The organism is Georgenia sp. Z2081 (assembly GCF_055326445.1).
This window is the reverse complement of sequence record NZ_JBUZNK010000005.1, coordinates 35,686-60,655: the sequence shown is the minus strand read 5'-3', so window position 1 is coordinate 60,655 and position 24,970 is coordinate 35,686. Positions and strand designations below refer to the sequence as shown.

At 72.3% G+C, this 24,970-nt stretch carries 29 protein-coding genes; 20 read left to right on the top strand and 9 right to left on the bottom strand.

Annotated features, from left to right (window positions below):
• Positions 1-61: 61 nt before the first annotated feature.
• The 6 genes from ACZLKG_RS08545 to ACZLKG_RS08520 all read left to right on the top strand — a co-directional run bounded on the left by ACZLKG_RS08545 (position 62) and on the right by ACZLKG_RS08520 (position 3,914).
• Positions 62-937 carry a LysR family transcriptional regulator gene (locus ACZLKG_RS08545; protein ID WP_463648579.1) on the top strand — a complete coding sequence of 292 codons (876 nt, stop codon included), beginning with the start codon at positions 62-64 and terminating at the stop codon, positions 935-937.
• A 39-nt stretch (positions 938-976) separates the two neighbouring features.
• Positions 977-1,522, top strand: coding sequence for a hypothetical protein (locus ACZLKG_RS08540; RefSeq protein ID WP_425709747.1), 546 nt, complete (start codon positions 977-979; stop codon positions 1,520-1,522).
• Positions 1,523-1,702: 180 nt separating this feature from the next.
• Positions 1,703-2,623 (top strand): alpha/beta fold hydrolase, encoded by a 921-nt coding sequence (locus tag ACZLKG_RS08535; protein ID WP_425709748.1) that lies wholly within the window; start codon positions 1,703-1,705, stop codon positions 2,621-2,623.
• A gap of 136 nt (positions 2,624-2,759) precedes the next feature.
• A complete protein-coding gene (locus ACZLKG_RS08530) occupies positions 2,760-3,098 on the top strand; it encodes an ArsR/SmtB family transcription factor (protein ID WP_425709749.1) in 339 nt (112 codons plus the stop codon).
• Positions 3,095-3,526: an SRPBCC family protein gene (locus ACZLKG_RS08525; RefSeq protein WP_425709750.1), complete on the top strand. Its 432-nt coding sequence runs from the start codon at positions 3,095-3,097 to the stop codon at positions 3,524-3,526. The genes ACZLKG_RS08530 and ACZLKG_RS08525 overlap by 4 nt, the downstream gene beginning before the upstream one ends.
• Entirely contained in the window at positions 3,519-3,914 is a 396-nt protein-coding gene (locus ACZLKG_RS08520; protein WP_425709751.1) for a hypothetical protein, read from the top strand. Before ACZLKG_RS08525 ends, ACZLKG_RS08520 begins: the two co-directional genes overlap by 8 nt.
• Positions 3,915-3,951: 37 nt before the next feature.
• Here ACZLKG_RS08520 and ACZLKG_RS08515 read toward each other — a convergent pair whose 3' ends face one another.
• Positions 3,952-4,353, bottom strand: coding sequence for a TraR/DksA family transcriptional regulator (locus ACZLKG_RS08515; protein ID WP_463648496.1), 402 nt, complete (start codon positions 4,351-4,353; stop codon positions 3,952-3,954).
• Positions 4,354-4,417: 64 nt separating this feature from the next.
• Between ACZLKG_RS08515 and cmtR the strand changes: the two genes are divergently transcribed.
• The 7 genes from cmtR to ACZLKG_RS08480 all read left to right on the top strand — a co-directional run bounded on the left by cmtR (position 4,418) and on the right by ACZLKG_RS08480 (position 8,278).
• The gene (gene cmtR / locus ACZLKG_RS08510; RefSeq protein ID WP_463648495.1) at positions 4,418-4,777 is read left to right on the top strand and encodes a Cd(II)/Pb(II)-sensing metalloregulatory transcriptional regulator CmtR; all 360 of its coding nucleotides are present in this window, start codon (positions 4,418-4,420) and stop codon (positions 4,775-4,777) included.
• A complete protein-coding gene (locus ACZLKG_RS08505; RefSeq protein ID WP_463648494.1) occupies positions 4,774-5,457 on the top strand; it encodes a cation diffusion facilitator family transporter in 684 nt (227 codons plus the stop codon). The genes cmtR and ACZLKG_RS08505 overlap by 4 nt, the downstream gene beginning before the upstream one ends.
• A 22-nt stretch (positions 5,458-5,479) precedes the next feature.
• Positions 5,480-5,941, top strand: a complete 462-nt coding sequence (locus tag ACZLKG_RS08500) for a methyltransferase family protein (protein ID WP_463648493.1) — start codon at positions 5,480-5,482, stop codon at positions 5,939-5,941.
• A 217-nt stretch (positions 5,942-6,158) separates the two neighbouring features.
• The gene (locus ACZLKG_RS08495) at positions 6,159-6,413 is read left to right on the top strand and encodes a type II toxin-antitoxin system Phd/YefM family antitoxin (RefSeq protein ID WP_425709756.1); all 255 of its coding nucleotides are present in this window, start codon (positions 6,159-6,161) and stop codon (positions 6,411-6,413) included.
• Entirely contained in the window at positions 6,410-6,799 is a 390-nt protein-coding gene (locus tag ACZLKG_RS08490; protein ID WP_425709757.1) for a type II toxin-antitoxin system VapC family toxin, read from the top strand. The genes ACZLKG_RS08495 and ACZLKG_RS08490 overlap by 4 nt, the downstream gene beginning before the upstream one ends.
• Before the next feature lie 74 nt (positions 6,800-6,873).
• Positions 6,874-7,335, top strand: coding sequence for a VOC family protein (locus ACZLKG_RS08485; RefSeq protein ID WP_425709758.1), 462 nt, complete (start codon positions 6,874-6,876; stop codon positions 7,333-7,335).
• 76 nt (positions 7,336-7,411) lie between these two features.
• Positions 7,412-8,278: an AraC family transcriptional regulator gene (locus ACZLKG_RS08480; protein ID WP_463648492.1), complete on the top strand. Its 867-nt coding sequence runs from the start codon at positions 7,412-7,414 to the stop codon at positions 8,276-8,278.
• Between the two features lie 63 nt (positions 8,279-8,341).
• Here ACZLKG_RS08480 and ACZLKG_RS08475 read toward each other — a convergent pair whose 3' ends face one another.
• Complete coding sequence (locus tag ACZLKG_RS08475; protein WP_425709760.1) at positions 8,342-8,758, bottom strand: GNAT family N-acetyltransferase; 417 nt, start codon at positions 8,756-8,758, stop codon at positions 8,342-8,344.
• Positions 8,759-9,289: 531 nt separating this feature from the next.
• Here ACZLKG_RS08475 and ACZLKG_RS08470 point away from each other — a divergent pair.
• The 3 genes from ACZLKG_RS08470 to ACZLKG_RS08460 all read left to right on the top strand — a co-directional run bounded on the left by ACZLKG_RS08470 (position 9,290) and on the right by ACZLKG_RS08460 (position 11,544).
• Positions 9,290-9,790 (top strand): GNAT family N-acetyltransferase, encoded by a 501-nt coding sequence (locus ACZLKG_RS08470; RefSeq protein ID WP_425709808.1) that lies wholly within the window; start codon positions 9,290-9,292, stop codon positions 9,788-9,790.
• A gap of 115 nt (positions 9,791-9,905) precedes the next feature.
• On the top strand, positions 9,906-10,259 hold the full coding sequence (locus ACZLKG_RS08465) for a YciI family protein (RefSeq protein ID WP_425709761.1): 354 nt from the start codon (positions 9,906-9,908) through the stop codon (positions 10,257-10,259).
• Positions 10,260-10,299: 40 nt separating this feature from the next.
• A complete protein-coding gene (locus ACZLKG_RS08460; protein WP_463648491.1) occupies positions 10,300-11,544 on the top strand; it encodes an RNA polymerase sigma factor in 1,245 nt (414 codons plus the stop codon).
• 9 nt (positions 11,545-11,553) lie between these two features.
• Here ACZLKG_RS08460 and arfB read toward each other — a convergent pair whose 3' ends face one another.
• Positions 11,554-11,991, bottom strand: coding sequence for an alternative ribosome rescue aminoacyl-tRNA hydrolase ArfB (gene arfB / locus ACZLKG_RS08455; protein WP_425709763.1), 438 nt, complete (start codon positions 11,989-11,991; stop codon positions 11,554-11,556).
• A 187-nt stretch (positions 11,992-12,178) separates the two neighbouring features.
• On the opposite strand from arfB, the gene ACZLKG_RS08450 reads away from it, so the two are divergent.
• The gene (locus ACZLKG_RS08450; RefSeq protein WP_425709764.1) at positions 12,179-13,972 is read left to right on the top strand and encodes a BCCT family transporter; all 1,794 of its coding nucleotides are present in this window, start codon (positions 12,179-12,181) and stop codon (positions 13,970-13,972) included.
• 17 nt (positions 13,973-13,989) lie between these two features.
• On the opposite strand, the gene ACZLKG_RS08445 is transcribed toward ACZLKG_RS08450, so the two are convergent.
• From ACZLKG_RS08445 to ACZLKG_RS08430, 4 genes are all read right to left on the bottom strand, one after another.
• The gene (locus tag ACZLKG_RS08445) at positions 13,990-15,387 is read right to left on the bottom strand and encodes a DHA2 family efflux MFS transporter permease subunit (protein WP_463648490.1); all 1,398 of its coding nucleotides are present in this window, start codon (positions 15,385-15,387) and stop codon (positions 13,990-13,992) included.
• A 95-nt stretch (positions 15,388-15,482) separates the two neighbouring features.
• Positions 15,483-16,133 carry a TetR/AcrR family transcriptional regulator gene (locus ACZLKG_RS08440; RefSeq protein ID WP_425709766.1) on the bottom strand — a complete coding sequence of 217 codons (651 nt, stop codon included), beginning with the start codon at positions 16,131-16,133 and terminating at the stop codon, positions 15,483-15,485.
• A gap of 90 nt (positions 16,134-16,223) precedes the next feature.
• Positions 16,224-16,502 carry an acylphosphatase gene (locus ACZLKG_RS08435; RefSeq protein ID WP_425709767.1) on the bottom strand — a complete coding sequence of 93 codons (279 nt, stop codon included), beginning with the start codon at positions 16,500-16,502 and terminating at the stop codon, positions 16,224-16,226.
• A 95-nt stretch (positions 16,503-16,597) separates the two neighbouring features.
• On the bottom strand, positions 16,598-17,359 hold the full coding sequence (locus ACZLKG_RS08430; RefSeq protein WP_425709768.1) for a MerR family transcriptional regulator: 762 nt from the start codon (positions 17,357-17,359) through the stop codon (positions 16,598-16,600).
• A 250-nt stretch (positions 17,360-17,609) separates the two neighbouring features.
• Between ACZLKG_RS08430 and ACZLKG_RS08425 the strand changes: the two genes are divergently transcribed.
• Both ACZLKG_RS08425 and ACZLKG_RS08420 read left to right on the top strand, forming a co-directional pair.
• A complete protein-coding gene (locus tag ACZLKG_RS08425; RefSeq protein WP_463648489.1) occupies positions 17,610-21,221 on the top strand; it encodes a metallophosphoesterase in 3,612 nt (1,203 codons plus the stop codon).
• Between the two features lie 293 nt (positions 21,222-21,514).
• Positions 21,515-22,732 (top strand): multidrug effflux MFS transporter, encoded by a 1,218-nt coding sequence (locus tag ACZLKG_RS08420; RefSeq protein ID WP_463648488.1) that lies wholly within the window; start codon positions 21,515-21,517, stop codon positions 22,730-22,732.
• A 96-nt stretch (positions 22,733-22,828) separates the two neighbouring features.
• On the opposite strand, the gene ACZLKG_RS08415 is transcribed toward ACZLKG_RS08420, so the two are convergent.
• A complete protein-coding gene (locus ACZLKG_RS08415; protein ID WP_425709771.1) occupies positions 22,829-23,452 on the bottom strand; it encodes an HAD-IA family hydrolase in 624 nt (207 codons plus the stop codon).
• Between the two features lie 80 nt (positions 23,453-23,532).
• On the opposite strand from ACZLKG_RS08415, the gene ACZLKG_RS08410 reads away from it, so the two are divergent.
• Complete coding sequence (locus ACZLKG_RS08410; protein WP_425709772.1) at positions 23,533-23,988, top strand: SRPBCC family protein; 456 nt, start codon at positions 23,533-23,535, stop codon at positions 23,986-23,988.
• A 59-nt stretch (positions 23,989-24,047) separates the two neighbouring features.
• On the opposite strand, the gene ACZLKG_RS08405 is transcribed toward ACZLKG_RS08410, so the two are convergent.
• Positions 24,048-24,959, bottom strand: a complete 912-nt coding sequence (locus tag ACZLKG_RS08405) for an SDR family oxidoreductase (RefSeq protein WP_425709773.1) — start codon at positions 24,957-24,959, stop codon at positions 24,048-24,050.
• Between the last annotated feature and the right edge of the window lie 11 nt (positions 24,960-24,970).

Genomic DNA, 24,970 nt, shown 5'->3' with positions numbered 1-24,970 from the left:
CGCTAGGAAGGCCGTTCCGATCCACCACATGCATGGAGCGGTCGTGCCATACGCTTTCCTCATGGAGTGGTCGTTGCGCGAGCTGGGGGTGTTCGTCGCCGCGGCCGAGGCGGGGTCGTTCACGGACGCCGCGATCGAGCTGGGCGTGTCCCAGGCCGCCGTCTCCCGGACGATCGCCTCCCTCGAACGGACCGTGGGAACCCGCCTGCTGCGCCGAGTGTCGCGGGGCTGCGAGCCGACCGGGGCCGGCAGCCGGCTCCTCCCACCCGCCCGCCGGGTGCTCGCGGAGGCCGACCGGTTCGAGGAGCTCCTGCGTACGCGGCACGAGCGGCTCCGCCTCGGGTACGCGTGGGCCGCGCTCGGGGCCCACACGGCCACGCTGCAGCGGTCCTGGGTTCGCGAGAACCAAGAGATCGAGCTGGAGCTCGTGCGCCACAGGTCGCCCACGGCGGGACTGGCCGAGGGGCTGTGCGACGTCGCGGTCGTGCGCCGCGACGTCGACGAGAAGCGCTTCGGGTCCGTCGTCGTCGGCCTGGAGCGTCGCCTCGTCGCCTACGCGGACGACGACGCGCGCTGGGCGAGGAGGCGCAGGCTGACCCTGGCCGAGATCGCCGGACGCACGGTGGCCGTCGACCCCCGCGTCGGTACCACGACCCGTGACCTGTGGCCCGACGGAGGGGGCCGCCCCGAGCTCGTCGAGACGTCCGACGTCGACGTCTGGCTCGACACGATCGCCGCCGGGCGCGCCGTCGGCGTCACGGCCGAGGCCACCGCGCACCACCATCCCCGGCCCGGCATCGCCTATCGGCCGGTGACGGACGGGCCCCGAATAGCGGTCCGCCTGGCCTGGTGGCGCGATGCACGTCCGAGCGGTCTCACCGAGCTCGTGGATGCGGTGACCCGGCTCTACGCCGGCGGACGCGTTCCGGCGCCCTGAGTACCCTCGGGCGATCACGACCACCGACGGGGGAGGGGCATGCTGACGGACTACCTGCGCGATCACGCGTTCACGATCGCCTGGTTCGGCCTCATGGCCTTCGTCTGGTTCGGCTGGGGCCAGGAGGACCCGCCCGCGAGCTGGCGGTGGCGCCTCGGCGTCGGGTCCGGGCTCGGCCTCGTGCTGGCCGGCGCCTTCGGCGCGTCCGTCGCCGTGCACTGGGGCGGCGGCTCGGCGCTCGAGGGGCGATACCCGTGGTTCGGGGCGCTCGTCGCCGCCGAGGTGCTCCTCGCGGGCGCCGGATGCCTGTGGCTCTGGCGCGTGCGCCGCACGCGCTGGATGGCCTGGTGGGTGGCGGTCTTCGTCGCCCTGCACTTCATCCCGCTCGCGTTCTTCCTCGGCGACGCCTCGCTCGCCGTCCTCGGCCTCGTCCAGCTGGTGGCGCTCGCCGTCCTCGTCCCGCGGCTCGCCCGGGACTCAGTGGCGACCAGCCGCCTCGTCGGGCCGACGATGGGTGTGACCCTGCTCCTGCTTGCCGCGGTGTCCGCCGTCGTGCTCCTCGTCAGGTACGGCTCGCCCTGGTGACGCGTGCCCACCGGATACCCACTCCCGCCGGTGGGTCGGACGGGTGGCGAGGCCGCCCCGACCCCTGACGCCGTCGGAATTGCGGTGGACCGTGCCGACCCCGGGCCGCACGCTGGGTGCCGTCCGCGCCGTGCCCCACGGCGCTGCCGACCCGGCCGGACCCGACCTGAGGAGACACGCATGGCGAGCCGCCGCACGCTGCTGATCGGAGCCGCCGTCGCGGCCGTCGTCGTCGGGGGAGTCGTGGCTCGCTCGCGGGTCGGGCGGCGGTCGGGTCCGCCGGAGCCTGCCGTGCGGCGGACCTTCACCACTCCGACCGGGATGGACGTCGTCGTCCTCGGCGACGGTCCGCGGACGATGCTCGTCATCCCGGGCGGCCCGGGCAGCGAGATCTCCGACGGCGGCATCGGGCGGATGATGGAGAAGGGCCTGTGGCCGTACGTCGAGGCCGGCTGGACGGTGTGGATGGCGACCCGGCCGCGCCACATGCCGCCCGGGCACACGGTCGCGGACATGGCCGCCGACCACGCGCGTCTCATCGACGACGAGATGGGCCACGCGGACGTCGTCCTCGGGCAGTCGTTCGGCGGGATGATCGCCTTCCACCTCGGGGCGGACCACCCGGGCGTGGCCGATCGATTCGTCGTCGTCGGTGCCGCCGCCACCCTGAGCGACTGGGCGAAGAGCCTGGACCGCCGGCTGCTCGCCGCCGATCGTGCCGGACATCCCCACGAGGCCGACGCGGTGCTGGTGGAGCTCCTCGTCGACCTCCCGGACCTGCCCGGGGTGCGCGCGCTCGCCGGGCGGGCGATGGGCGCGATGCTCGCGCGGGGGCGCACCCCGAGGTCCGACCTTCTCGTCGAGGTCGCCGCGGAGGTCGCCTACGACGCGCGCGAGACGCTCGCCCGCATCGCCACGCCCGTCCTCCTCCTGGGCGGGGGGGCGGACCGCTACTTCCCCGTCGAGGCGCTCACGGCGACAGTCCAGGGCATCCCGGGGGCCGACCACCGGATCTACCCCGGCGTCGGGCACGTCCAGCTCTTCGGCGACCCGCGGGTCCCGCGCGACGTGCTCGACTGGCTGGCCGGTAGCGCCGATTGACCGCCTCTGCTCCGGACCTGGCGCCGGTGCCGGGTCCGGCGCAGGACACCCCGTGCGGCACGTTTCGGCCGCCACGCCGCACGGCCATGCGGCGCACCCTTGATTCATCGGTAACAACCGATGTATTATGCGTGCCATGGGGAGGCCGACGGCACAGCCGGACGTGTTCACGGCGATCGCCCACCCGCGGCGCCGCGAGATCCTCGCGCTGCTCGCCGCCGAGGACCGGGCCGTCCGTGACCTCGTCGAGCCGCTCGGACTGGCGCAGTCCACCGTGTCCGAGCACCTCGGCGAGCTGCGGAAGGTGGGGCTCGTCGTGAGCCGCACGCACGGTCGGGAGCGCGTCTACAGCCTGCAGGTCCGGCCGTTGGGCGAGGTGACCGACTGGCTCGCCTCGCTCGACCGGTTCTGGACGGAGCGGATCAGCCTCCTCGGCCACGTCCTTGACGACCTCGAGACGAAGGACCAGACATGAGTCGCATCCACAAGACCGCGGACTTCGACGTGCCGGCATCGACGCTGTGGCGCGCACTGACCGAGCCCGAGCTGCTGGCCACCTGGCTGATGCCGAACGACTTCAGGCCCGAGGTCGGCCACCGGTTCACCATGACGACCGAGCCGGCGCCGATGTTCGACGGCACCGTCCACCTCGAGGTCCTCGAGATCGAGGCGCCGCACCGCATGCGCTGGTCCTGGCGGGGCGGGCCGATCGACACCATCGTCACGTTCGAGGTGGTCGAGACCGGGCCGGACTCCTGCCGCTTCGAGTTCCTCCAGGAGGGCTTCTCCGGCCTCGGTGCCGAGTTCGCCCGCGTGTTCCTCAGCGGCGGCTGGAAGAAGACGACGCCGCTCCTGCGTGCGGTCGCCCGCACGCTGCGCACGACGGCGGCGAGCCATGACTGACGCCGCCGCGCTCGCGCGCAAGCTGCAGGCCAAGCCGGGCGCCACCGTGTGGACCTGGCCCGAGTCGGACGACCTGCCCGAGGCGCTGCGAGGCGCCCACGAGGTCGTGCCCGGTCCGGTGACGGAGGCCGACGTCGCCGTGCTGCTCACCGAGGACCGCGCGGCGGTCGACACCGTCCTCGCCGACCACCTCGAGGAGCTGACCGACGTCGGCGCGGTGTGGATCGTCTACGCCAAGGGCAACCGGACCGACGTCAACCGCGACACCCTGTGGGTCCAGCTGGCCGAGTACGGATGGCGCGCCGTCTCCCAGGTCTCCTGGTCCGACACCCGATCGGCCCTGCGTGTGCGGCCGCTGCGCGAGGGGGAGGTCCCGCGCACGGCTTAGGAGTAGCCGGCCAGGACGCTGGTGGCGCGCTCTCGGTTCAGCGCGCGCACCCGACGCAGGTGGTCGCCTCCGGCCGGACCGCGAGCCGTGCCGGCGGGATCGGGTTCCCGCAGACCGTGCACCGCCCGCCCTCGCCCCGCTCGCGGCGGGCGAGGGCGTCGTCGATCGCCGCCAGCGCGTCGAGCCGCATCCGTCGCAGGCCCTCGAGCCGCGACCACTGCGCCGACAGGGGTTCGCCCTCCGGGTCGTGCTCGTCGTCGTCGGACCCTGCCCGGCGTGCGCTGCGCAGGGCGTCCAGCTCCTGCTCCACCTCGGCGAGCCGCGCGGCCGCCTCCGCTCGGCGGGCGTCGAGTCCGCCCGCGGTCGGTGCGACCTCGAGCGCGCCGTCCGCGGCCGGCCTGCGCGGTTCGGTGGGTCGCGACGACGATGTCCCGTTCATCGGCCCAGTCTGCCCCGTTGTCGCCCTCTTCCCCTCAGGTCAGCGCTCACTGTATGGTCAGCGCATGCTGACCATTGCTTCGCGGGTGGACGCGATGAACCGGCTCGGTCGGGCCATGGCGGACCCGACCCGGTCCCGCATCCTGCTCGCGCTCCTCGACGGGCCCGGCTACCCGGCTCGCCTCGCCCGCGACCTCGACCTCACGCGTCCGAACGTGTCGAACCACCTGTCCTGCCTGCGCGGCTGCGGCATCGTCGTCGCCGAGCCCGAGGGTCGGCAGACCCGGTACGAGATCGCCGATCCGCACATCGCCGCCGCGCTGACGGCACTGGTCGACGTCACACTCGCCGTCGACGAGAGCGCCCCGTGCGTGGACCCGCAGTGCCCGGTGCCGGGTTGCTGCGAGCCCGAGGCGGCGCAGTGACGGCCACGGCGCTCAGCCCGGGCCGCACCGAGATCCTGCGGCGGCGGATCCGGATCGTCGTCACGATCACGATCACCTGGAACGTCGTCGAGGCCGCCGTCGCCCTTCTCGCCGGCCGGGCAGCCTCGTCGGCCGCGCTCATCGGGTTCGGCCTCGACTCCCTCGTCGAGGTGCTCTCCGCCGCGGCCGTCGCCTGGCAGTTCGCCGTGCCGGACCACGAGAGGCGCGAGAAGATCGCGCTGCGAGTGATCGCCGTGTCCTTCTTCGCCCTGGCCGCCTACGTCGGGGTCGATGCCACGCTGTCGCTGCTCGGGGCGCGCGAGCCGGAGCACTCACCGGTCGGTATCGCGATCGCCGCGCTCAGCCTCGCCGTCATGCCGTTCCTCAGCTGGTTCGAGCGGCGCACCGGACGCGAGCTCGGTTCGGCCTCCGCCGTCGCCGACTCCAAGCAGACGCTGATCTGCACTTACCTGTCGGCGGCGCTCCTGGTGGGACTGCTCCTCAACAGCCTGCTCGGCTGGGCCTGGGCCGACTCCGTGGCCGCGCTCGTCATCGCCGCCTTCGCCGTCCGCGAGGGCGTCGAGGCGTGGCGGGGCAACGCGTGCTGCGCTGCGCCGGCCGCCGTGCTGTCCGGCGAGCAGGAGGCCGACCCGTGCACGGACGGCTGCTGTGCGCACTGACGGGAGTGCCGACGAGGTGCCGGTGACGCCGAAGGGCCGGATGCCGCCCGTCGTGCTCATGATCGGTGCGCTCGGCGCGCAACGGCTGATCGCTCGCAGGCGCGTTGCGACCGGAGCGACGCAGGCCGGGGCTTCGGCTCTGCTGGCGGCATCGGCCTGGCTGATGGGCCGGTCGATCCATGAGTTCCGGCGCCGGCGCACGACAGTCAACCCGGTCGCCATCGGTGCCGGCTCGTTGGTCACGTCGGGCCCGAACCGTCTCACCCGCAATCCCATGTACCTCGGCATGGCTGGAGTCCTTGTCGCTCACGCGCTCAGTCTGAGATCGCCGGTGGCAGTCCTACCGGCCTGTCTGTTCACGGCAGTCATCGACCGCGTCCAGATACCCGCCGAGGAAGCTGCGCTGCGGTCGCTCTTCGGGGACGAGTACGACGCCTACGTCCGGGCGACGCCGCGCTGGCTGATATCTCGTCTCCCGGCGTGACCTGTCCGGCACGGCCTGTCCGGCACGATCACCGACCAGCTGGTGACGACCCTGCGTCAGGGCCCGCTCCTTCTCGTCGAGCGCAGCGTCGAGGCGGTCGAGCGGCGCGGTCGCGGTGCGCCGCGGTGTCGCCGGCCGCCTCGGCCCGCTCACCGGCACGCGGGATCGACAGGAACGCGCAAGGTGCTACGGGTGCTACGGGTGCTACATTTTCCCTGTGGTCACCAACGTCTCGCACCGCGACCTTCGCAACCGCAGCGGCGAGGTCCTGCATGCCGTCGCGGCAGGTGAGTCGTACACCGTGACGAACCGGGGGAAGCCCGTCGCGCGGCTGGTCCCGATCGCCGAGGCCGCCGACTCCCTGCCGCTGCACCGTCCGGCATCGATCCGCGGAGAGTTCTCCCACCTGCCCCGGCACGTGATCGCGACCCCGAGTGCCGACTCGATCGACGACCTTCGGGGCGAGCGTTGACGAGGTTCTATCTCGATACCTCGGCAGCGGCCAAACTGCTGGTCGAGGAGCCCGAGAGCGTCCCGCTTGCAGCGTGGGCCGACGATGCCGAGGTCCGCCTGGTAGCCACGCACCTCCTCGAGACCGAGCTGCGTCGGTTCGCAACCCGACACGACCTGCCGCAGGCCGCAGTGTCATCGATCCTCGACCGGGTCGACCTCCACGATCTGCCGCCGAGCCTCTACCGCGAGGCAGGGCTGCTGGCCGGTGCGACGCTGCGCTCTCTCGACGCCCTGCACCTGGCCGCCGCGATCCGCCTGGACGTCGAAGCCCTGGTCACCTATGACATCCGCCTCGCAGAGGCGGCCGAGGAGCTGGGCATTCGGGTCCGTGCGCCGGCACCCTGATTGCCGCGCCGCACCGGGCCGGGCCGGGCCGGGACCGCGCCGGCTGGCGCACGGCCGCCGACTACGTTGGAGAGATGGTCGTCGTCGCCCAGATCAACCTCATCGTCGCGGACATCGAGGTTAGCCGCGCCTTCTACGCACGACTCGGGGTCGAGTTCCGTAGCCGGAACCGGCACGGGGAGGGCGTTGCCGAAGCATGGGTGGCCACCAACACGGGCGTGACGATGGTGATCCACTCGACCGCGTTCGCCGCATGGTGGGACGAGACGGCGCCACGGCCAGTAGCCGGCGGCCCTCAGATCGATCTGGAGCTCGGGTCCGCGCGGCAGCTCGACGACCTCGTCGCCGAGCCGGACGGCGTCGGTGCCGACGTCATCAAGGTGCCGACCGACATGCCGTGGGGCCAGCGCTTCGCCATCGTGCGTGACCCGGACGGGCATCGTGTCGGCCTCAAGGCGCCGATCGAGCACGAGCGACCAGCCTCGGGGTGGCGCGGGCCGACCGTCTCCGACGACGATCGCGCCGCTCGTCGGTAGGCACGATCGGATCGGGCCCGTACGGTCGGGCGGCCAGGGTGCCGGGTGACGATGCTGGAGGCCGAAGGGAGCCGCAGTGATCGATCAGCTCAACCGCCTCGTCGACGAGATCGAGACGCATCTCGGCGACGGCGTCGACCTCGACGGGTGCGCCCGGGGACTCGGGACCACCGGGTACCACCTGCGCCGGATGTTCTCGTCGTTGGCCGGGATGCCGGTCTCGGAGTACGTCCGGCGCCGGCGCATGACTCTCGCCGCGGCCGACCTGGTCGGTGACGACGACGTCCTGACGATCGCGGTGCGCCACGGCTACGGGTCCACCGAGGCGTTCGGCCGGGCGTTCCGCTCCGTGCACGGCGTGAGCCACAGCGTGGTCCGGCGTGCCGGCGGCCCCCTTCGCAGCCAGGTCCGTCTCAGGTTCCACCTGACCGTCGAAGGGAGCATCCCCATGGACGTCCGCATCGCCGACCGCCCCGCCTTCCGCCTGATCGGGCACGCCGCCCGGGTGCCACTCATCCATGTCGGCGTCAACCCGCACATCCAGGAGCACGTCGCCGCGATCCCCGCCGAGGAGCACGACAGGCTCAAGGCGATGAGCTCGACCGAACCACCGGGGCTGCTCCAGGTCAGCGCCGACGTCGACGTCGACTACACGGAGGGCACCGCGCTGACCTACCTGCACGGCGTGGCGGTCCGGGCCGACGCGCGCGTGCCGGACGACCTCGACGCGATCGAGGTGCCGGCCGGGGCGTGGGCCGTCTTCCGAACCTCGGGCGAGCATCCCTCTGCGCTGCAGGACGTCTGGGCGGCGACCGCCACCGAGTGGTTCCCGTCGAACCCGTGGCGCCTACGGCCGGGACCGTCGATCGTCGCGGTCCTCGAGCGGTCGGACGACTTCCGCACGGCCACCTGCGAGCTGTGGCTGGCTGTCGAGCGCGACTGACCGCGAGCTACGCCGGGTTCCCGGCCGCGCACGCGGGGTCGCGCTGGGCCCCGCGCGGGGCCGTCACGAGAACCTGACGAACGCGCGGACCGGGTGCTCGAGCTCGTGGGCTGCGCGAAATCCCATCGCCTCGTAGAAGGCGCGCTGTCCGGGCTCGTCGTCGGTGATGAGGACTTGCTGCCGCACATGCGCGAACGGGGCGAGGACCCGGCGGAACAGCTCCCCGGCGATGCCCCGGCGCCGGTGGCTGGGGGCGACGAGGATGTCCTGCAGGTAGGCGATCGTGTGCCCGTCGCCGACGACCCTCGCGAGACCGACGAGACGCCCGGAGTCTCGGGCCGTCGCCACGGCGGCGGAGCCGGCGACGGCGGCAGCAAGGCGGTCGGGCTCCCTCGTGTAGGCGGTCCAGCCGACGGCGTCGTACAGCTCGATGAGCTCGGCCCGCGTCGGGGTGTCGTCGAGCTGGTAGGTCGGTGGCATCCAGCAATGGTGTCAGCAGGCGTGACGGACTCCGCGGTCAGGCGTGGTCGACGCTGCAGGACCTGACTGCGGGCCTCGACGGGAGCTCGTCGGGGGCGCGGCCCGCCCATCGGATGTTCGAGGGGGCGGTGCGATGGGCCGACGATGGGTGGGACGCGTGGGTCCGTGCAATCACCCCCGGCGAGGCGGCAATGGTTCTGCCTGACCTGCGAGAGCTGTTCGGCGAGTACCTCGCCCGTGCGCACGAGTGCGTGACCGGCGTGGTGGCGGACGGTCGTGGGTTCGCCTACCTCATCGGCTGATCGGCTCCGTGTCGTGGCGATCGCGTCGAACGGGCTCGGTGCGACGGACTCGGTGCGACGGACTCGTCGCCGCGACGGGTGCGAGCCAACCGAGGACGACCACCACGGCCGTAGCATCTACGGCAACACCAGGAGGTGAGACCGTGGCATCGATCGTCGTTCGTGGGGTCGACGAGCTCCCCGCGCCGGAGCGCACCGACGTTGTGCGGGCAGTGCGCCTGACGTGACCATGCCGGACTACGCCGACGTTCGCCTCCGCCCGCTCGCCGTCGAGGACGCCGAGGTGATGGCGACCGTCCTCTCGCATCCCGACCTCTACCGCTTCACCGGCGGCGAGCCACCGACCGCCGCGGACCTGCTGCGCCGCTACACGGCGCAGGTGCGCGGCGGCCCCGCGGACGGGAGCGAGGAGTGGCTCAACCGGATCGTGCTCGTAGGGCCCGGCGTGGAACCTGCCGGGTACGTCCAGGCCACGATCACGGACGACGGCGCGACCGCCGAGATCGCCTGGGTGATCGGGTGGGCCTGGCAGGGGCGCGGGTACGCCCGACGGGCGGCGGAGCTCCTCCGGGACGAGCTGGTGCTGCGGGGAGTGCGCACCCTGATCGCCCACGTCCACCCCGACCACCGTGCCTCGGCGCGTATCGCCGAGCGCCTCGGCCTGGTCCGCACCGACGTCGCCGTCGACGGCGAGATCCGCTGGGCCGGCGCCGTGGGCGGGAGAGCCTGAGAACTCCTCGCGCCGGGTTGTCGAATCGAGAGGTGCTCGTCCGTCATGCTCATGAGGTCGCGACCGCGGCCCGGCCGGCGGACCGCGCCTGCCGCAAGCAGAGAAGGTGGGAACGATGAGCAAGTTCGTGGTGCTACTGATGGCCGACGGCGACGAGAAGGCGTGGGACGAGCAGTCCCCCGAGGAGCAGGCGGCGCTGATGGAGAAGTTCGGGGCGTTCGGCGCCGCGTGCGAGGCGCGCGAGGGGGTGACGATCCTGGCGGGGGAGGCGCTCGCCGACCGCGACGCCGCCAGCACCGTGCGCACCCGTGGCGGGCGGCTCTCGCACACCGACGGCCCCTACGCCGAGGCCGTCGAGCAGCTCGGCGGCTTCTACCTCATCGAGGCACCCGACCGGGAGACCGTCGTCGACCTCCTCGCCGTCCTCCCGGCCTACGACATGCAGATCAACCCGGTGGTGGAGATGTGACCGTTCGGCTCCCCGGGAGTCGCCCGGTGGTCGACGTCGCGTGACGGCAGCGGAGCTCGAGCGCGTGGTGCGCGAGGAGTGGGGCCGTCTGGTGGCCCTGCTCCTCGCGCGCTACCGGCGTCTCGACCTCGTCGAGGACGCGCTCGGCGACGCCGTCGAGGCCGCCGCGCGCACCTGGCCCGCCGGTGGTGTCCCGGACAACCCCGCCGGCTGGCTCCATCGCGCCGCCGGTCGCCGCATGGTCGACCAGCTGCGGGCCGAGGCGATGCGACAGCGACGGGCGCCGCTCCTCGTGACGGAGGCCGAACGAGGTGCCGAGACAGGAGGCGTGATGGCCGACCCGGGCGACCTCCTCGAGGACGACCTGCTGCGGCTCGTCCTCATGTGCACCCACCCGGCGCTGCGGCCCGAGGCGGCGGCCGCGCTCGCCCTGCGCCTCGTCCTCGGCGTGACCACGCACGACGTCGCGCGGCTCTTCCTCGTGCCCGAGCCCACGATGGCGGCGCGCCTCACGCGCGCGAGGAAGACGATCGTGGCGGCCGGCATCCCGTTCGCGGTGCCCGCGGCGAGCGAGCTGCCCGAACGGATCGACACCGTCGCACGGACCGCCTACCTCGCCTTCACGGCCGGGTACGCCCCCGGCAGCGGGACGGACCTCCTCCGTGCCGACCTCGCGGGAGAGGCGGTCCGCCTCGCGAGGGTGGTCCGCGCGCTGTCTCCGGACGAGCCGGTGCTCACCGCGCTGCTCGCGCTCGTGCTCCTGCAGCACTCGCGCCGCGACGCACGGGTCGGCGGGCGCGGCGAGCTCGTCCTCCTCGCCGACCAGGACCGCGCGCTGTGGCGCCGTGACGAGATCGACGAGGGGCTCGCGCTGATCGGCGAGCTCGCCGGGCCCACGCCGATGACCCCGGCCGCGGCCGGGTACCTCCTGCAGGCGCGGATCGCCGCCGAGCACGCGACCTCGGCGACGCCGGACGACGTCGACTGGCGGCGCATCGTCTCGCACTACGACCTGCTGCTGCGGGTCGCGCCGTCGCCCGCCGCCGAGCTGGCCCGCACGGTCGCGGTCGCGGAGGCGGACGGGCCCGGAACCGGGCTCGCCGCTCTCGACGCGGTGCGCATGCCCGGCAGCCATCGCCCCGCCGCGGTCCGGGCCGACCTCCTCGCCCGGCTCGGCCGGACGGGCGAGGCGCGGGCGGCCTACGCCGAGGCGATCGGACTGTGCCGTAACGAGGGCGAGCTGGCGCACCTGCGCGAGCGTCTCGACCGGCTCGACCCGGCCTGATCCGCAGCCTCAGTCGCTCGGGCGCCGCCTGTTGCGCTTGATCTCCGACCGCTCCCGCTTGGCCTGGAGCCGACGGCGCTGAGAGCCCCGCGTCGGACGGGTCGGCCGGCGCACGGTGGGCGGCATGACTGCGTCGCGCAGGACGGCGGCGAGGCGCAGGCGGGCCGCGGTGCGGTTCCGGTACTGCGACCGGTGCTCGGCCGCGGTGATCGTCAGGACCGTCCCGTCGGCCCGCGCGGCGAGGGCCCGCAGGACGCGCGGGCGCTGGGTGTCGGTGAGCGCCGTCGTCGTGGCGAGGTCCAGGCTCAGCTGGACGCGCGAGTCCGCGGTGTTGACCCCCTGTCCGCCGGGTCCCGACGCGTGCGAGAACTGCTCGACCAGCTCCGCTGCGGGCACGACCAGGCCACGCGGGGCGCCCGGGCCGGGAGGCACGCGCAGATCGTCCATGCCCTCAGCATGACGCACGGCGCTCGGGCCACGTCTGTGCCACCGGGACGGCGGCGCAGACACGCCGCGCGGACGACCGCCGAGAGTTCGCGTCATCGGTCACAGGTGTGGGACTGTTCCGTGCACCACATTATTCGGTCGCGCCCCCGGGCGGCCGAGACAGGACTGACGAAGGAGCGGACGACCGATGCTCGACAAGCTGCACGACCTCCTGCGCCTGCGCACCTCGCCGGGGATCTTCTTCGGGGCGGCCGCGGTCCTCATCGGCTTCGTCATCGTGACGATCGTGTTCACGGGGCCGCTCGACTCCGCCGTCGGGGCGGGTTCCGAGTGGTTGATGACGAACCTCGGCTGGTTCTACATCTTCGGCGTCACGGTCTTCCTCGCCTTCCTGCTGTTCATGGCGGTCGGCCGCTTCGGCCGGGTCAAGCTGGGCCCGGACGACGAGCCGCCCGAGCACTCCGGCGCGTCGTGGTTCGCCATGCTGTTCGCCGCCGGCATCGGCAGCATCCTCATGTTCTGGGGCGTCGCCGAGCCGGTCAGCCACTTCGGGGACCCGCCGCGCGGCCCGTCCGGCATCGAGGCCGAGAGCGTGGCAGCGGCCGCGGACGCCATGAACTTCACCTTCTACCACTTCACGCTGCACACCTGGACGATCTTCACCCTGCCCGCGCTGTGCTTCGCGTACTTCATCCACAAGCGCAACCTTCCGCCGCGCGTGAGCTCGATCTTCCAGCCGCTGCTCGGTGAGCGCATCCACGGACCGATCGGCAGGACCATCGACGTCGTGGCCATCGTCGGCACGGTCTTCGGCATCGCCGTCTCCGTGGGCCTGGGCACCCTCCAGATCAACGGCGGGCTCGCCGAGCTCTTCGGCATCGGCGAGAACGCCTTCTGGCAGCTCGTCATCATCACGGTGGTCTGCGGCGCGGCGCTCATCTCGGTGGCGCTCGGACTGGAGAAGGGCATCAAGGTCCTGTCGAACATCAACATCGTCATGGCCGTGGGTCTGCTGCTGTTCGTCCTGTTCGCCGGCTCCACGCTGTTCGTGCTCAAGGGCACCATCGAGTCGATCGGCACCTACCTCGTCAACCTCCCCGAGCTCGCGTTCTGGAACGACACGTTCGCGAACTCCGGCTGGCAGAACACGTGGACGGTCTTCTACTGGGCGTGGACGATCACCTGGTCGCCGTTCGTCGGCATCTTCATCGCCCGCATCTCCAAGGGACGCACCATCCGGCAGTTCGTCGCCGGTGTCCTCGCCGTGCCCGCCGGCTTCTCGGTGCTGTGGTTCGGGATCTTCGGCTACTCGGCCTTCGACATCGAGCTCAACGGCGACGGCGGGCTCGTCGACCGCGTGGTCGGCGACGAGGACATCCCGGGCGCGTTGTTCGCCTTCCTCGACCACTATCCGGCGGGCTTCCTCGTGTCGGTCATCGCCATCGTGGTCGTGGTGATCTTCTTCGTCACCTCGGTCGACTCGGCCGCGCTCGTCACCGACACCATGGCCAACGGCCACGAGGACTTCAACCCGCTGGGGCAGCGCATCTTCTGGGCGGTGGCGATCGGCGTCATCACCGCCACGCTCCTCGTCTTCTCGGGAACGGGTGGCCTGGAGGCGCTGGAGTCGACGATCATCCTCGTCGGCCTGCCGTTCTTCATCATCGCCTACTTCCAGATGTACGCCCTGCTCAGAGCCCTGCGCGAGGACGCCGGCGAGCTGCCGCCCATGCGCACCCGTCGGTGGAAGAAGGTCCTGCCGCCCGAGGAGCTCGAGCGGCGGCACGGCGAGGACGAGCACGACACGAGCGACGTCGTCGTCGCGCCCGAGGCCGTCGACGAGGTCCCCGAGATGCGCGACCCTTACGTGGACACGGGCACGCGCAAGCGGCGCCGCGAGCGCGGCAGGACCCTGCCCGCGCGCACCGGCAGCACCCCCAAGACCTACGGGAGGGCCAGCGACGTCGACGACCCGCGCTGACGCCACGCACGCCGGCCCTACGCGTGCGGCTCGGCGGGGAGGCCCGGCGGCGCAGCGCGGGGCCCGGGCCGGGAGTCGCGGACGAAGAACGAACCGACGATCCCGAGCGCGGCCACCGCACCCGCCACGGCGAACGCGACGTTCGCTCCGTGGACCGCGCCTGCCTGCCCGTGGACCTGGGGGTCGCGGGCGGCCCCGGCCATGACGGTGACGAGCACGGCGGTGCCCACCGACGCGGAGACCTGGCGCAGGGTGTTGTTCAGCGCCGTCCCGTGCGGGATGAGGCCGGGTGGCAGGACGTTCAGCGCCGCCGTCGTCACCGGCATCATCACCATCGCGGTGCCGAGCATCCGCACCGCGTTGACCGACGCGATGTAGGTGAAGGAGGTGTCGGTCGTCAGCCGGGCCAGCATGAGCGTGGTCGCCGTGAGCAGCACGAACCCGACGATGCTCAGCACCTGTGCGCCGAATCGGTCGAAGATGCGTCCGGTGATCGGAGAGACGATCCCCATGACGGCGGCACCCGGCAGGAGTGCGAGGCCGGACTCCATGGCGGAGTAGTCGCGCATCTCCTGCGTGTAGAGCGGGAGGATGAGCATCCCGCCCACCATCGCCATGAACACGCACATGCCGAGCGCGGTGTTGAGGGTGAACATCGGGTGGCGCAGGACGCGGAGCTCGAGGATCGGCTCCTCGATGGTCAGCTGCCGGTGGACGAACGCCACGAGCGTGACGGTCCCGACGACGAGGGGCACGATGACGTGGGCGCTCGTCCAGCCCGCGTCCCCAGCCGCGCCGAAGCCGAACAGCAGCCCGCCGAACGCGAGGGTCGACAGGACGACCGACGCCACGTCCAGGCGCGGGAACGAGCGTTCGGTGACGTTCTTCAGGATCGCGTACGCGACGATCATGTCGACCACCGCGATCGGCAGCATCATGACGAAGAGCGTCTGCCACGGCAGATGGTCGACGATCCACCCGGACAGGCTCGGTCCGATCGCCGGGGCGAACGCGATGACGAGCCCGAACGTGCCCATCGCGGAGCCCCGCTTCTCCAGCGGGAAGATCGCGAAGAGGATCGTCTGCGCCAACGGCATGATGATCCCGCCGCCGGCGGCCTGGACCACGCGCCCGACGAGTAGCACGGGGTACACGGGAGCCACGGCGCAGACGACGGTCCCCACGGTGAACAGGCCCATGGCGGCGAGGAACAGGGCGCGCGTGGAGAACCTCTGGATGAGGTACGCCGTGACCGGGATCATGATGCCGTTGACCAGCATGAAGATTGTCGTCACCCACTGGACCTCGCTGGCGGTGATCCCGAAGTCCGCCATGAACGCCGGCAGCGCGGTGTTGAGCAGCGTCTGGTTGAGGATGATGACGAACGCGCCCGAGATGAGCACCGTGAGGAGCACGTTGCGGTTGACCGGCGCGGGGGAGCGTCCGTCGTCGCGCGGGACCCGCTCCTCGGGGGAGTCGGGGCCGCGCGCGGAGCCGGTGTCGTCGCCGGTCAGGAGAGCACCTCCGGTGGCGCCGGCACCGGTGGCGCAGCCACGTCCTCCTGCTCGAGCTCGGCGAAGGCCGCGTCGATCTGCTGCTCCAGGGGGTGGCTCGGGTCGACCGTCCACCGACGGATCGAGACGCGCAGGATGCCCACGGCGACGGCCGCGAGCAGGGCGGGCCGCAGGTCGTCGGGCTCGGCGTCGAGCCGCTCGGCGAGCACCTCTGCGAGCCCCTGCTCGAGGCTCACGTACTGCGCCAGCTGGCGCGTGAGCAGCGGGAGGTGCTGGTGGACCAGCCGCTGGCGGGCCTGCAGGCGCTCTCGGTCGAGCCGGACCTCGCCGAGGCGGTAGCAGCGGACGATGCCGGCCCGCAGCGCGCGCACCGGCGGTTCCTCGGGCGGGCGCGCGAGGATCGACCGGCGGAACGCGCTCGTCGCCTCCGACGTCTCGGGGACGAGGGCGTCCTCCTTGCAGGAGAAGTAGTTGAAGAACGTGCGCGGGGAGACACCGGCGGCGTCGGCGATCGCGTCGACGGTCAGCGACTCCATGCCGTGCGCGAGCGCCAGATCCAGGGCGGCGTCCCTGATGGCCCGATGCGTCTCCTGCTTCCGCTGCTCGCGCCGTCCCAGCGGGGCGGGTGCCGTGGTCGCGTCGTCCATCGGAGCGACCGTAGGGCGAAACGTGCAGCGTCTGCAAGTTTTCCTCGGCGGCCGACGGGCGGGCCCGCCCGTACGGCAGCGGCCGGTCGTTCAGCGCACCTCGAACCGTTCGGGCAGGTCGCCGGCCTCGTCGGCCCGGACGGCCCGGACGTCGACGGAGTCGACGCGGGCAGCGCGCGGACCGGTGCGGCACCACTCGAGAAGAGCATCGACGCGCGTACGCGTGCCGGACACGAGCGCCTCGACGCGCCCGTCGTCGGTGTTGCGCACCCAGCCGGAGACGGACCGCTCCCGCGCCGCCGCCCGGCAGGCCGCGCGGAATCCCACGCCCTGCACGCGTCCGCTCACGACCACCCGGACCGTCGTCATCGATGTCCCTCCCGCTCGTCGCGCCGAGACCCCGGGCGGGGACGGCCTCGCGGCCGTGCCCGCCCGGGGGTCCGACCGGTACGCGGACCTCACGGCTACTCGAGGTTCTCCTGCGCGTAGACCGTCATGGCGTCCCGGACGTAGGCCGCGTAGGAGCGGCCCCCGCTCGAGTATGTCTGTCCGAACCTGGGGTCGTCGACGTACATCTGGCCGAGCTGGGCGAACGCCTCGCGGCCGGGCGGCGTGCCGCCCCAGCCGGCTCCCACCCACTCGTGCTGGCGCCGCGCGAGGTCCTGGACCTCGGCGCTGCGGACGTCGAGCCCGCGGGCCGAGGCGTCGCCGAAGCCCTCGGCGACCGCCTGGATCTCGCCCTGGAACGCCTTCTTCTCGTCCTCGCCGAGCGAGCGCCACCAGGCGTCGGAGTCGGCATACGCCCGCCGACCCCATCGCTCCTCGACCTCGCCCCGGTACCGCGTGTGGTCGAACCCGTCGAACATGTCGCGTGCCACGAGCTCGCCTCCCTTCTCGATCATGGTGATGGTGGACCGCACCGACCTCGCGACGGCCCCGAGCCTCGTCCGCTCACGCTCGAGCCGTTCGGCATGGCGGCGGAGCGACTCCGCCACCGGCACGTCCTCCTCGAGGACATCCCGGATGTCGCCCAGTCCGAGACCGAGCTCGCGGAGCACGAGGATCCGCTGCAGGCGCAGCAGCCCGTCGGCGTCGTAGTGACGCGTCCCGCCGGGACCGGTCCGGGACGGCCGGAGCAGCCCGCGCGCCTGGTAGTGCCGCAGGGTCCGGCTCGTCGCGCCGGTGAGCCGGACGACCTCCTGCATCGACCATTCCTGGCGTGGCATGTCGCTCCCTCCGTCCGTGCGTCGCGATCGGTGCACACCTCACTGTGGTCGTTGACGTGGCGTCAACTGCAAGCGCATTCGTCCTCGAGGGGGCGTGACGTGGACAGCGGCCGTCCGGAGTTCATCCGGGTCACCCGTCGACCTCACCTCCGGTTCACCCGCGCGTGACACGGTCCGACCGGCCCGTCGGTGGGCCTGTCCGCGCCTGCCCCCCTGGTGCGGGACGTACTGATCAGGAGTGATGTCGACGATGCGTAGATCACGTCTGCCGGGCTGCGTGGCCTCGGCCGCAGCCCTCGCGGTGGTGGCGGCCACGGTGCCCGCCGTGGCCAGCCCCGACGACGGAGGGGCGATCCCCCTGCCGTCCGCGCCCGGCGCCGCCACGCCGAGCTACGCACCGGTGGAGCCCGACCCCGACCAGGTGGAGGCCGCCGAGCCGACGCTGGGCCTCGACGAGGGCGAGCGGCTCAGCGGGATGCGCACGGTGGTCAGCACGCCCAGCGTCGCGGGCGCGAACCCGACCGCGATCGAGGTCGACGGCACCGCCGACGCCTCCGCCCGGGTCACCCTCGGGGCCGAGGCGCTCGCCGAGACCGACGCGGCCTTCGTCCTCGACGTCACCGCTGCGGTCGAGATCGCCTACAGCAACTACCTCATGGTCAACGGCGAGCGGGTCGGCATCCTCGAGCAGATCGCCAACGTCGACGACCACCCGATCGACGTCCCCGCCGACCTCCTCACGCTCGGGCACAACGAGGTCGTGTTCCACACCGGGACGCGCGCCTCGACCTGCGGCATCAACCACGACGACGTCGTCATCGGCAACTTCCGCCTCCAGATCCCCGGCGGCGAGCAGTTCACCAACCCTGACAACCCCACGACCGGCCCCGCCCCGGGCGCGGACGGCCTGTACAACATCGGCGACGGCAACTGCGGGTCGAGCAACAAGCCCCGCTTCCTCACCACCGAGTTCACGGTCGACGCCGAGCCGAACGAGTACTCGGGGCTCCTCCTCGAGCTCGACACGACCGTGCTGGAGGACGGCGAGCACTCGATCGCGGCCGTGACCGAGGCGGGTGCGCGCACCGAGCGCACCGTCGTCGTCGACAACACCGGACCGGCGCTCGTCTCGTCCTCGATCGCCGACGGCGACCACCTCCTCGGGGAGGTCGCCCTCACCGCGGAGGTCTCCGACGACGCCGGCGTCGACGCCGGCCCCACCCTCACGCTCGACGGCACCCCTGTCGCCCAGGGCACGACGATCTCCTCCGACACGCTCGCCGCCGGCGAGCACGAGCTCGTCGTCGAGTCCACCGACTCGCTCGGCAACACCTCGCGCCACGTCGTCACCTTCACCTCCGCCCCGAACACGCCGGGGATCACGGACCTCGACCCGGCCGACGGCGAGACGGCGCTCGGCCTCGACGCCCCGCTCACGGCGACCGTGACCGACCCGCACGGCGACGACGTCGACGCCACGTTCTACGTGGCCGAGCCCTCGCTGCCCACGGCAGCCGCCCAGGGCACCACGGACGAGCTGCCGCTCGGCCAGCTCGACCTCACCGGTCAGCAGGAGGCCGACGCCACGCTCCTCGCCCCCGGTGACGGCGAGGTGCTGCGCAGCCCGGCGGCCGAGGGCGTGACCTTCCAGCGCTTCGACGTCCCCGTCGAGTCGGACGGCGAGCAGGTCGTGTCCTGGTCCGGCGAGGTCGACCCGGCGCGCGGCGTGCGCCTGTACGTCTGGGACGCCGCCGACCTTGGATGGGACCTCCTGCAGGACGCCCGTGGCACGGCCGACGGCGCGACCGAGCTCGGCGGCGTCGCCGAGGCCGCCCACGTGGACGACGGCGTCGTGCACCTCCTCGTCGAGGGCTACGACCCGTTCGCGGACGACATCGAGGACCCCATCGCCGATGAGTTCCGCGACCCGGACACCTACGACTTCGCGATCGCCCACAACACCGACACCCAGTACCTGTCCGAGGGGGCGGTGGACCAGGAGGGTGCGGCGGCCGACCGCTTCCGGGACGCGTACCTCGACACCACGCGGTGGATCGCGGACAACGCCGAGGAGCGCAGCATCGCCTACGCCCTGCACACCGGTGACCTGGTCAACGACGACACCGTCGTGACCGAGGACCCCGAGTGGCTCGCACACGCGCGGGCCCAGTACGACGTCGCCGACGAGGCGCAGTCGATCCTCGACGACGCCGGCATCCCCAACGGGGTCCTGCCCGGCAACCACGACAACCGGTACGGAAACGACAACAGCCTGTACAACGAGTACTTCGGGCCCGAGCGGTACGAGGCCCTGTCCGAGGGCTGGGAGAACGCGGAGTACGGCGGCCCGTGGCGCGAGGGCGACAACCAGAACCACTACGACCTGTTCACGGCCGGCGGCCTGGACTTCGTCGTCGTGCACCTCGGGTACCTCGCGACCGCGGAGGAGCTGGCCTGGGCGAACGAGATCCTCGCGCAGTACCCGGACCGCAACGCGATCCTCGCCTCGCACGAGTACATCAACGCCTCGACCGCTCCCGATGCCCGTGGCTCGACGCACACCGCGTTCTGGGGCGAGAACCTCTGGAACGACGTCGTCACGCAGAACCCGAACATCTTCCTCGTGCTCTCGGGGCACGTCCACGGCGTGGGCACCAACGTGCGGCACGACGTCGCCGAGCCCGGCCACCACGTGGTCGAGCTGCTCGCCGACTACCAGGAGTACCTCGTCGACGGCGAGAAGACCGCGGGCTTCTTCCGACTGCTGCAGCTCGACGTCGACAGGTCCGAGATGACCGTGGACACGTACTCCCCGCGCCTCGACAACTTCGGCGCGCACGAGTTCGACTCGGCCACCAACCGTGACTACGACGGCACCGAGGACGACTTCACGGTGCCGGTGGACCTCACCTCGCGCACCACGTCGATCGCGACCGACTCGGTCCTCGTCACCGCCTACTCCGAGACCGAGATCGGGACCGACACGGTGGCCTCGGGCGAGACGGCGTCGGTGGAGTGGTCGGGTCTGGAGCCGGGCACGACGTACGGCTGGTACGTGGTGGCGGAGAACGCGACCGGTGGTCGTGGGGTCTCGCCGCTGGCGACGTTCACCACCGTGGGCGACGCCGAGGAGCCTGGCGAGCCCGAGGAGCCGGGTGAGCCCGGTGAGCCGACCGATCCGGCACCGGGAATCGGGTTCTTCCTCAACAACGAGTGGGACACGATCGCGGACACGGTGTTCGAGTTCGGCCGCGTCAGCGATGAGGTGTTCGCGGGGGACTGGGACGGCGACGGCACCGACACCCTCGCGCTGCGGCGGGGGAACGCGATCCACGTGACCAACGACCCCGCCGCGGCGACCGCGGAGCCGGCGTTCACGTACGGGCGTGCGGGTGATGTGCTGCTGGCGGGGGACTTCGACGGCGACGGCACGGACTCCTTCGCCGTGCGGCGGGGGAACGAGTACCTCGTGCTCAACACCCTCGTGTCCGGGGACGCGGACGTCGAGGTGGCCTACGGGCGAGCTGATGACGAGGTGCTGGTCGGTGACTGGGACGGGGACGGCCTGGACACCTTCACCGTGCGGCGGGGCAATGAGTTCTTCGTGGCCAACGAGGTCCGGGACGGGTGGGCCGACCAGGTCATCTCCTACGGCCGTGCGGGTGACACGGTGCTGGTCGGTGACTGGGACGGTGACTCGGTGGACTCGTTCGCGGTGCGTCGTGGGAACGCGTACTTCGTGAAGAACCAGATCGCCAGCGGGAACGCGGACATCGAGCTGACCTACGGTCGCGCCGGTGACCAGGTGCTCGTGGGTGACTGGGACGGCAACGGCACCGACACCCTCGGAGTCCGCCGCTGACCACCTCTCACGAGTGAGGGGAGTTTTCCACGAGTGAGCGGACGTCCTTCTCGCGAGTGAGCATGTCTGGCGAGTGAGTGGATTTCCTCCTCACGAGTGATCGACGTTCGTCGACAGCAGTGGGCGCCGCCCGGACCACCGTCCGGGCGGCGCTCGCGTGTCGGGCGAGAGACAGACCGGCTCGCGCTCACTCGCCGGACCGAGGTCCGCTCACTCGCCGACCGCATCATGCCGCCGCGGCGCGAAAAATCCCCTCACTCGTCAGAATGGGGGGCCGACCGCTAGGAGCTGTGTTGAACGACAGGACCGCGCCGGGTCCCACCGCCTGGCTCGTCGCCACCCTGGCCCTGCTCTCGGCGGTCTCCCCGCTCGCGACGGACATGTACCTGCCGGCGTTCCCGCAGATGCAGGGCGACCTCGAGACGACGGCGGCATCGGTCCAGCTCACGCTCACCACGTTCATGGTGGGGCTCGCGCTCGGCCAGCTCCTCATCGGCCCGCTCTCGGACGCGCTGGGCCGCCGGGGCCCGCTCCTGGTCGGCACGCTCGTGTGCCTGGCCGCGAGCATCGCGTGCGCCCTCGCGCCGAACGTCGCGGTGCTCGTCGCCATGCGGTTCGTCCAGGGCATGAGCGGCGCGGCGGGGATCGTTCTGGCCCGCGCCGTCATCACGGACCTGACCCGCGGGCCGCGGACCGCCCGGCTCATGAGCCTGATGATGGTGCTCGGCGGCCTCATGCCGGCCCTCGCACCGAGCATCGGCGGCGGCATCCTCGAGGTCGGGGACTGGCGCACGATCTTCTGGGTCGTCTGTGCGCTCGTCGCCGTCATGGTGGTGCTCGTCGTGGCGGTCGTGCCCGAGTCGCTCCCGGTCGAGCGCCGCGAGCCCGGCGGTCTGCGCCGCCTCGTGGCGGGGGCCGGTGAGGTCCTGCGCAACCGCACCTACCTGTTCGCCACGGGCGTCTTCACCCTCGGCTTCTCCGCCTTCTTCGGCTACATCTCCGCCTCGCCGTTCGTCCTGCAGAACATCCTCGGCCTCGACGAGCTGCAGTTCGCCGTCGTCTTCGGGGTCAACTCCCTGGGGATCATGGCCACCGGCGCGCTGGCGATCCGGCTCGCGGGGCGCGTACCGATCCTGCCGGTGGTCGGCGTCGGCCTGGCCCTGCTCGCCACCGGCGCCGTCGCGCTGCTCGTCCTCGCGCTCATGGGCCCGACCCTGGTCCCCACCCTCGTCGCGATGTTCGTCACCGCCGCCTCGATCGGCCTGTTCATGGGCAACTCCTCCGCGCTCGTGATGCAGGCCCTGAAGTCCTCCGCCGGCACCGGATCGGCCATCCTCGGCGCCGCACAGTTCCTGCTCGCGGGGCTGATCTCGCCGATCGTCGGCATCAACGGCGAGAACGACGCCGTCCCCATGGGAGCCGTCCTCGTCGTCGGTTCGGCCCTGGCCTGGCTCTCGTACCTCGCGCTGCGCCGCGAGACGGCCAGGAACGATGCCCCGACGGCGGGCTGACCCCGCTCGAGCGGGTCCGCGCGCGGTTGCCTCTTGCGCTCCGGCGTCGAGCCGCCCCAGCCGGTACGTGGCTGCCGGCGCGTTGCCGCGACGCACTCACCCGAGGAGGCCGGCCACGTCGTCCAGGGAGGTGATCCGCCAACGGGCTCCGCCGTCGTCGAGGTCGAGGCCGGGCGTGACGAGGACGGCGCTGTCGATCCCCGCGGCCGAGGCCGCCTCCGCGTCGATCGGCCGGTCGCCGACCGCGAGGCAGGTGTCCGCCTCGAGCCGGTGCCGGCCCAGCATCTCGCGGTACATCGCGGGATCCGGCTTGCGCGGGTGGCCGTCGGGCGCGCACAGCATGTCGTCGACCTCGAGCCCGAGGCTGGTGAGCAGGCCGGTCGCGCTCGCCCGGTCCCGGTGGGTGACGACGAGGTTGAGGCCGCCGAGCGCGCGGGCCGCCGCCATGGCCTCGCGGGCTCCCGTCATCACCGGCGGGGGAGTGCGGACCCAACCCGCCTTGAGGTCGGTCTGGGCGGCCTCGAGGTCGGCGGCAGGGATGCCGAAGCGGTCGGAGAGAGCCTCGACGGCGGCGCCGGTCGACCTGCGGGTCAGCGCCGCGACCTCGCGCTCGGTGATCTCGCCGCCGCGGTCGCGCACCACCCGTGCCAGCGCGGCGTCGACCGCCGGGTAGGTGTCGACGAGCGTGCCGCCCATGTCCCAGACGAGGTGTCGCCGCATCCGGCAAGTGTGCATGCCGAGCGGTCCGCGCGCACAGCCGGGCCCTGGGCAGGCACGGGCACCGGTGGTTGGATGTCGCCATGAGCGCACCCAAGGACGAGAGCCGCGTGGTGACGGCGAGCGCGGAGGTGGTGGCCCCGGCGTCGGAGATCTTCGAGCTCATCGCCGTCCCCGCCAACCAGCCCAGGTGGGACGGCAACGAGAACCTCGTCGCCTCGCACCGCAGCGAGCCTCTGACCGAGGTGGGAGACGTGTTCGAGATGCTCAACACGAGCGGCAGGACTCGCGCCAACACGGTCTCCGAGTTCGAGCAGGACCGCCTCGTCGCCTGGATGCCCGGCGGCGTGGGGGAGGAGCCCGCGGGGCACGTCTGGCGCTGGGAGCTCGAGGAGATCGGCGAGGGGCGCACCCTCGTGACCCACACCTACGACTGGACGCAGCTGCACGACGAGAGTCGCCACGAGCGAGCCCGCTCGACGACGAGCGACAACCTCCTCGCCTCGATCGAGCGGCTCAAGGCACTCGCCGAGAGCTGAGCCGGCACGTCCGGGCGGGCGCGGTCCCGCTGCTCCTGACCGGAAGCCTCGCGGCCCGGTCAGAAGACCGGCTTGCCGCCCGTGACGCCGAGCACCGTGGCGGACACGTAGCTCGCCTCCTCGGGCGAGGCGAGGAAGACGAAGGCGCCCGCCAGCTCGGCCGGCTGACCGGCCCGTCCGAGCGGGGTGTCCCCGCCGAAGCCGGGCATCGAGTCCCCGCCCTTGGTGGCGGGCTGCAGCGGCGTCCAGATCGGGCCGGGGGCGACGGCGTTGACCCGGATCCCGCGCTCGCCGAGCTCCTGGGCCAGGTTGACCGTGATGTTGTTGATGGCCGCCTTCGTCGACGCGTAGTCGATAAGGCTCACCGACGGGTCGTAGGCCTGGATCGAGGCGCAGTTGATGATGGAGGACCCCGCCCGCAGGTGCGGCAGCGCCTCCTGCGTGACCCAGAACAGCGCGTAGAGGTTGACCTTGACGATGGAGTCCATCTGCTCGGTGGTGACGTCCTCGATCCCGTTCTCACGCCGGGCCCACTGGGCGCCGGCGTTGTTGACGAGCACGTCCAGGCCGCCGAGGCCGGCGACGGCGTCGCGCACCATCGCGCGCGCGGTCTGCTCCTCGCGGAGGTCCCCGGGGAGGAGGACGGCCCTGCGGCCGGCCCGTTCCACCCACGCGGCGGTGTCCTCGGCGTCGGTCTGCTCCTCGGGCAGGTAGGAGATCGCGACGTCGGCGCCCTCCCGCGCGTAGGCGATCGCCACGGCACGCCCGATGCCCGAGTCCCCTCCGGTCACCAGCGTCCGGAGCCCCTCGAGGCGCCCGTGGCCGCGCCAGGTCTCCTCGCCGTGGTCGGGTCGCGGGTCCATGGCTCCCGTGAGGCCGGGCGGCGCCTGCTCCTGCGCGGGGAACCCGCCCTGCTCGCCCGCCAGGCGGACCGCATTCTCGCTCACCTGCTGCAGATCGGCGTCGCTCATGACACCAGCGT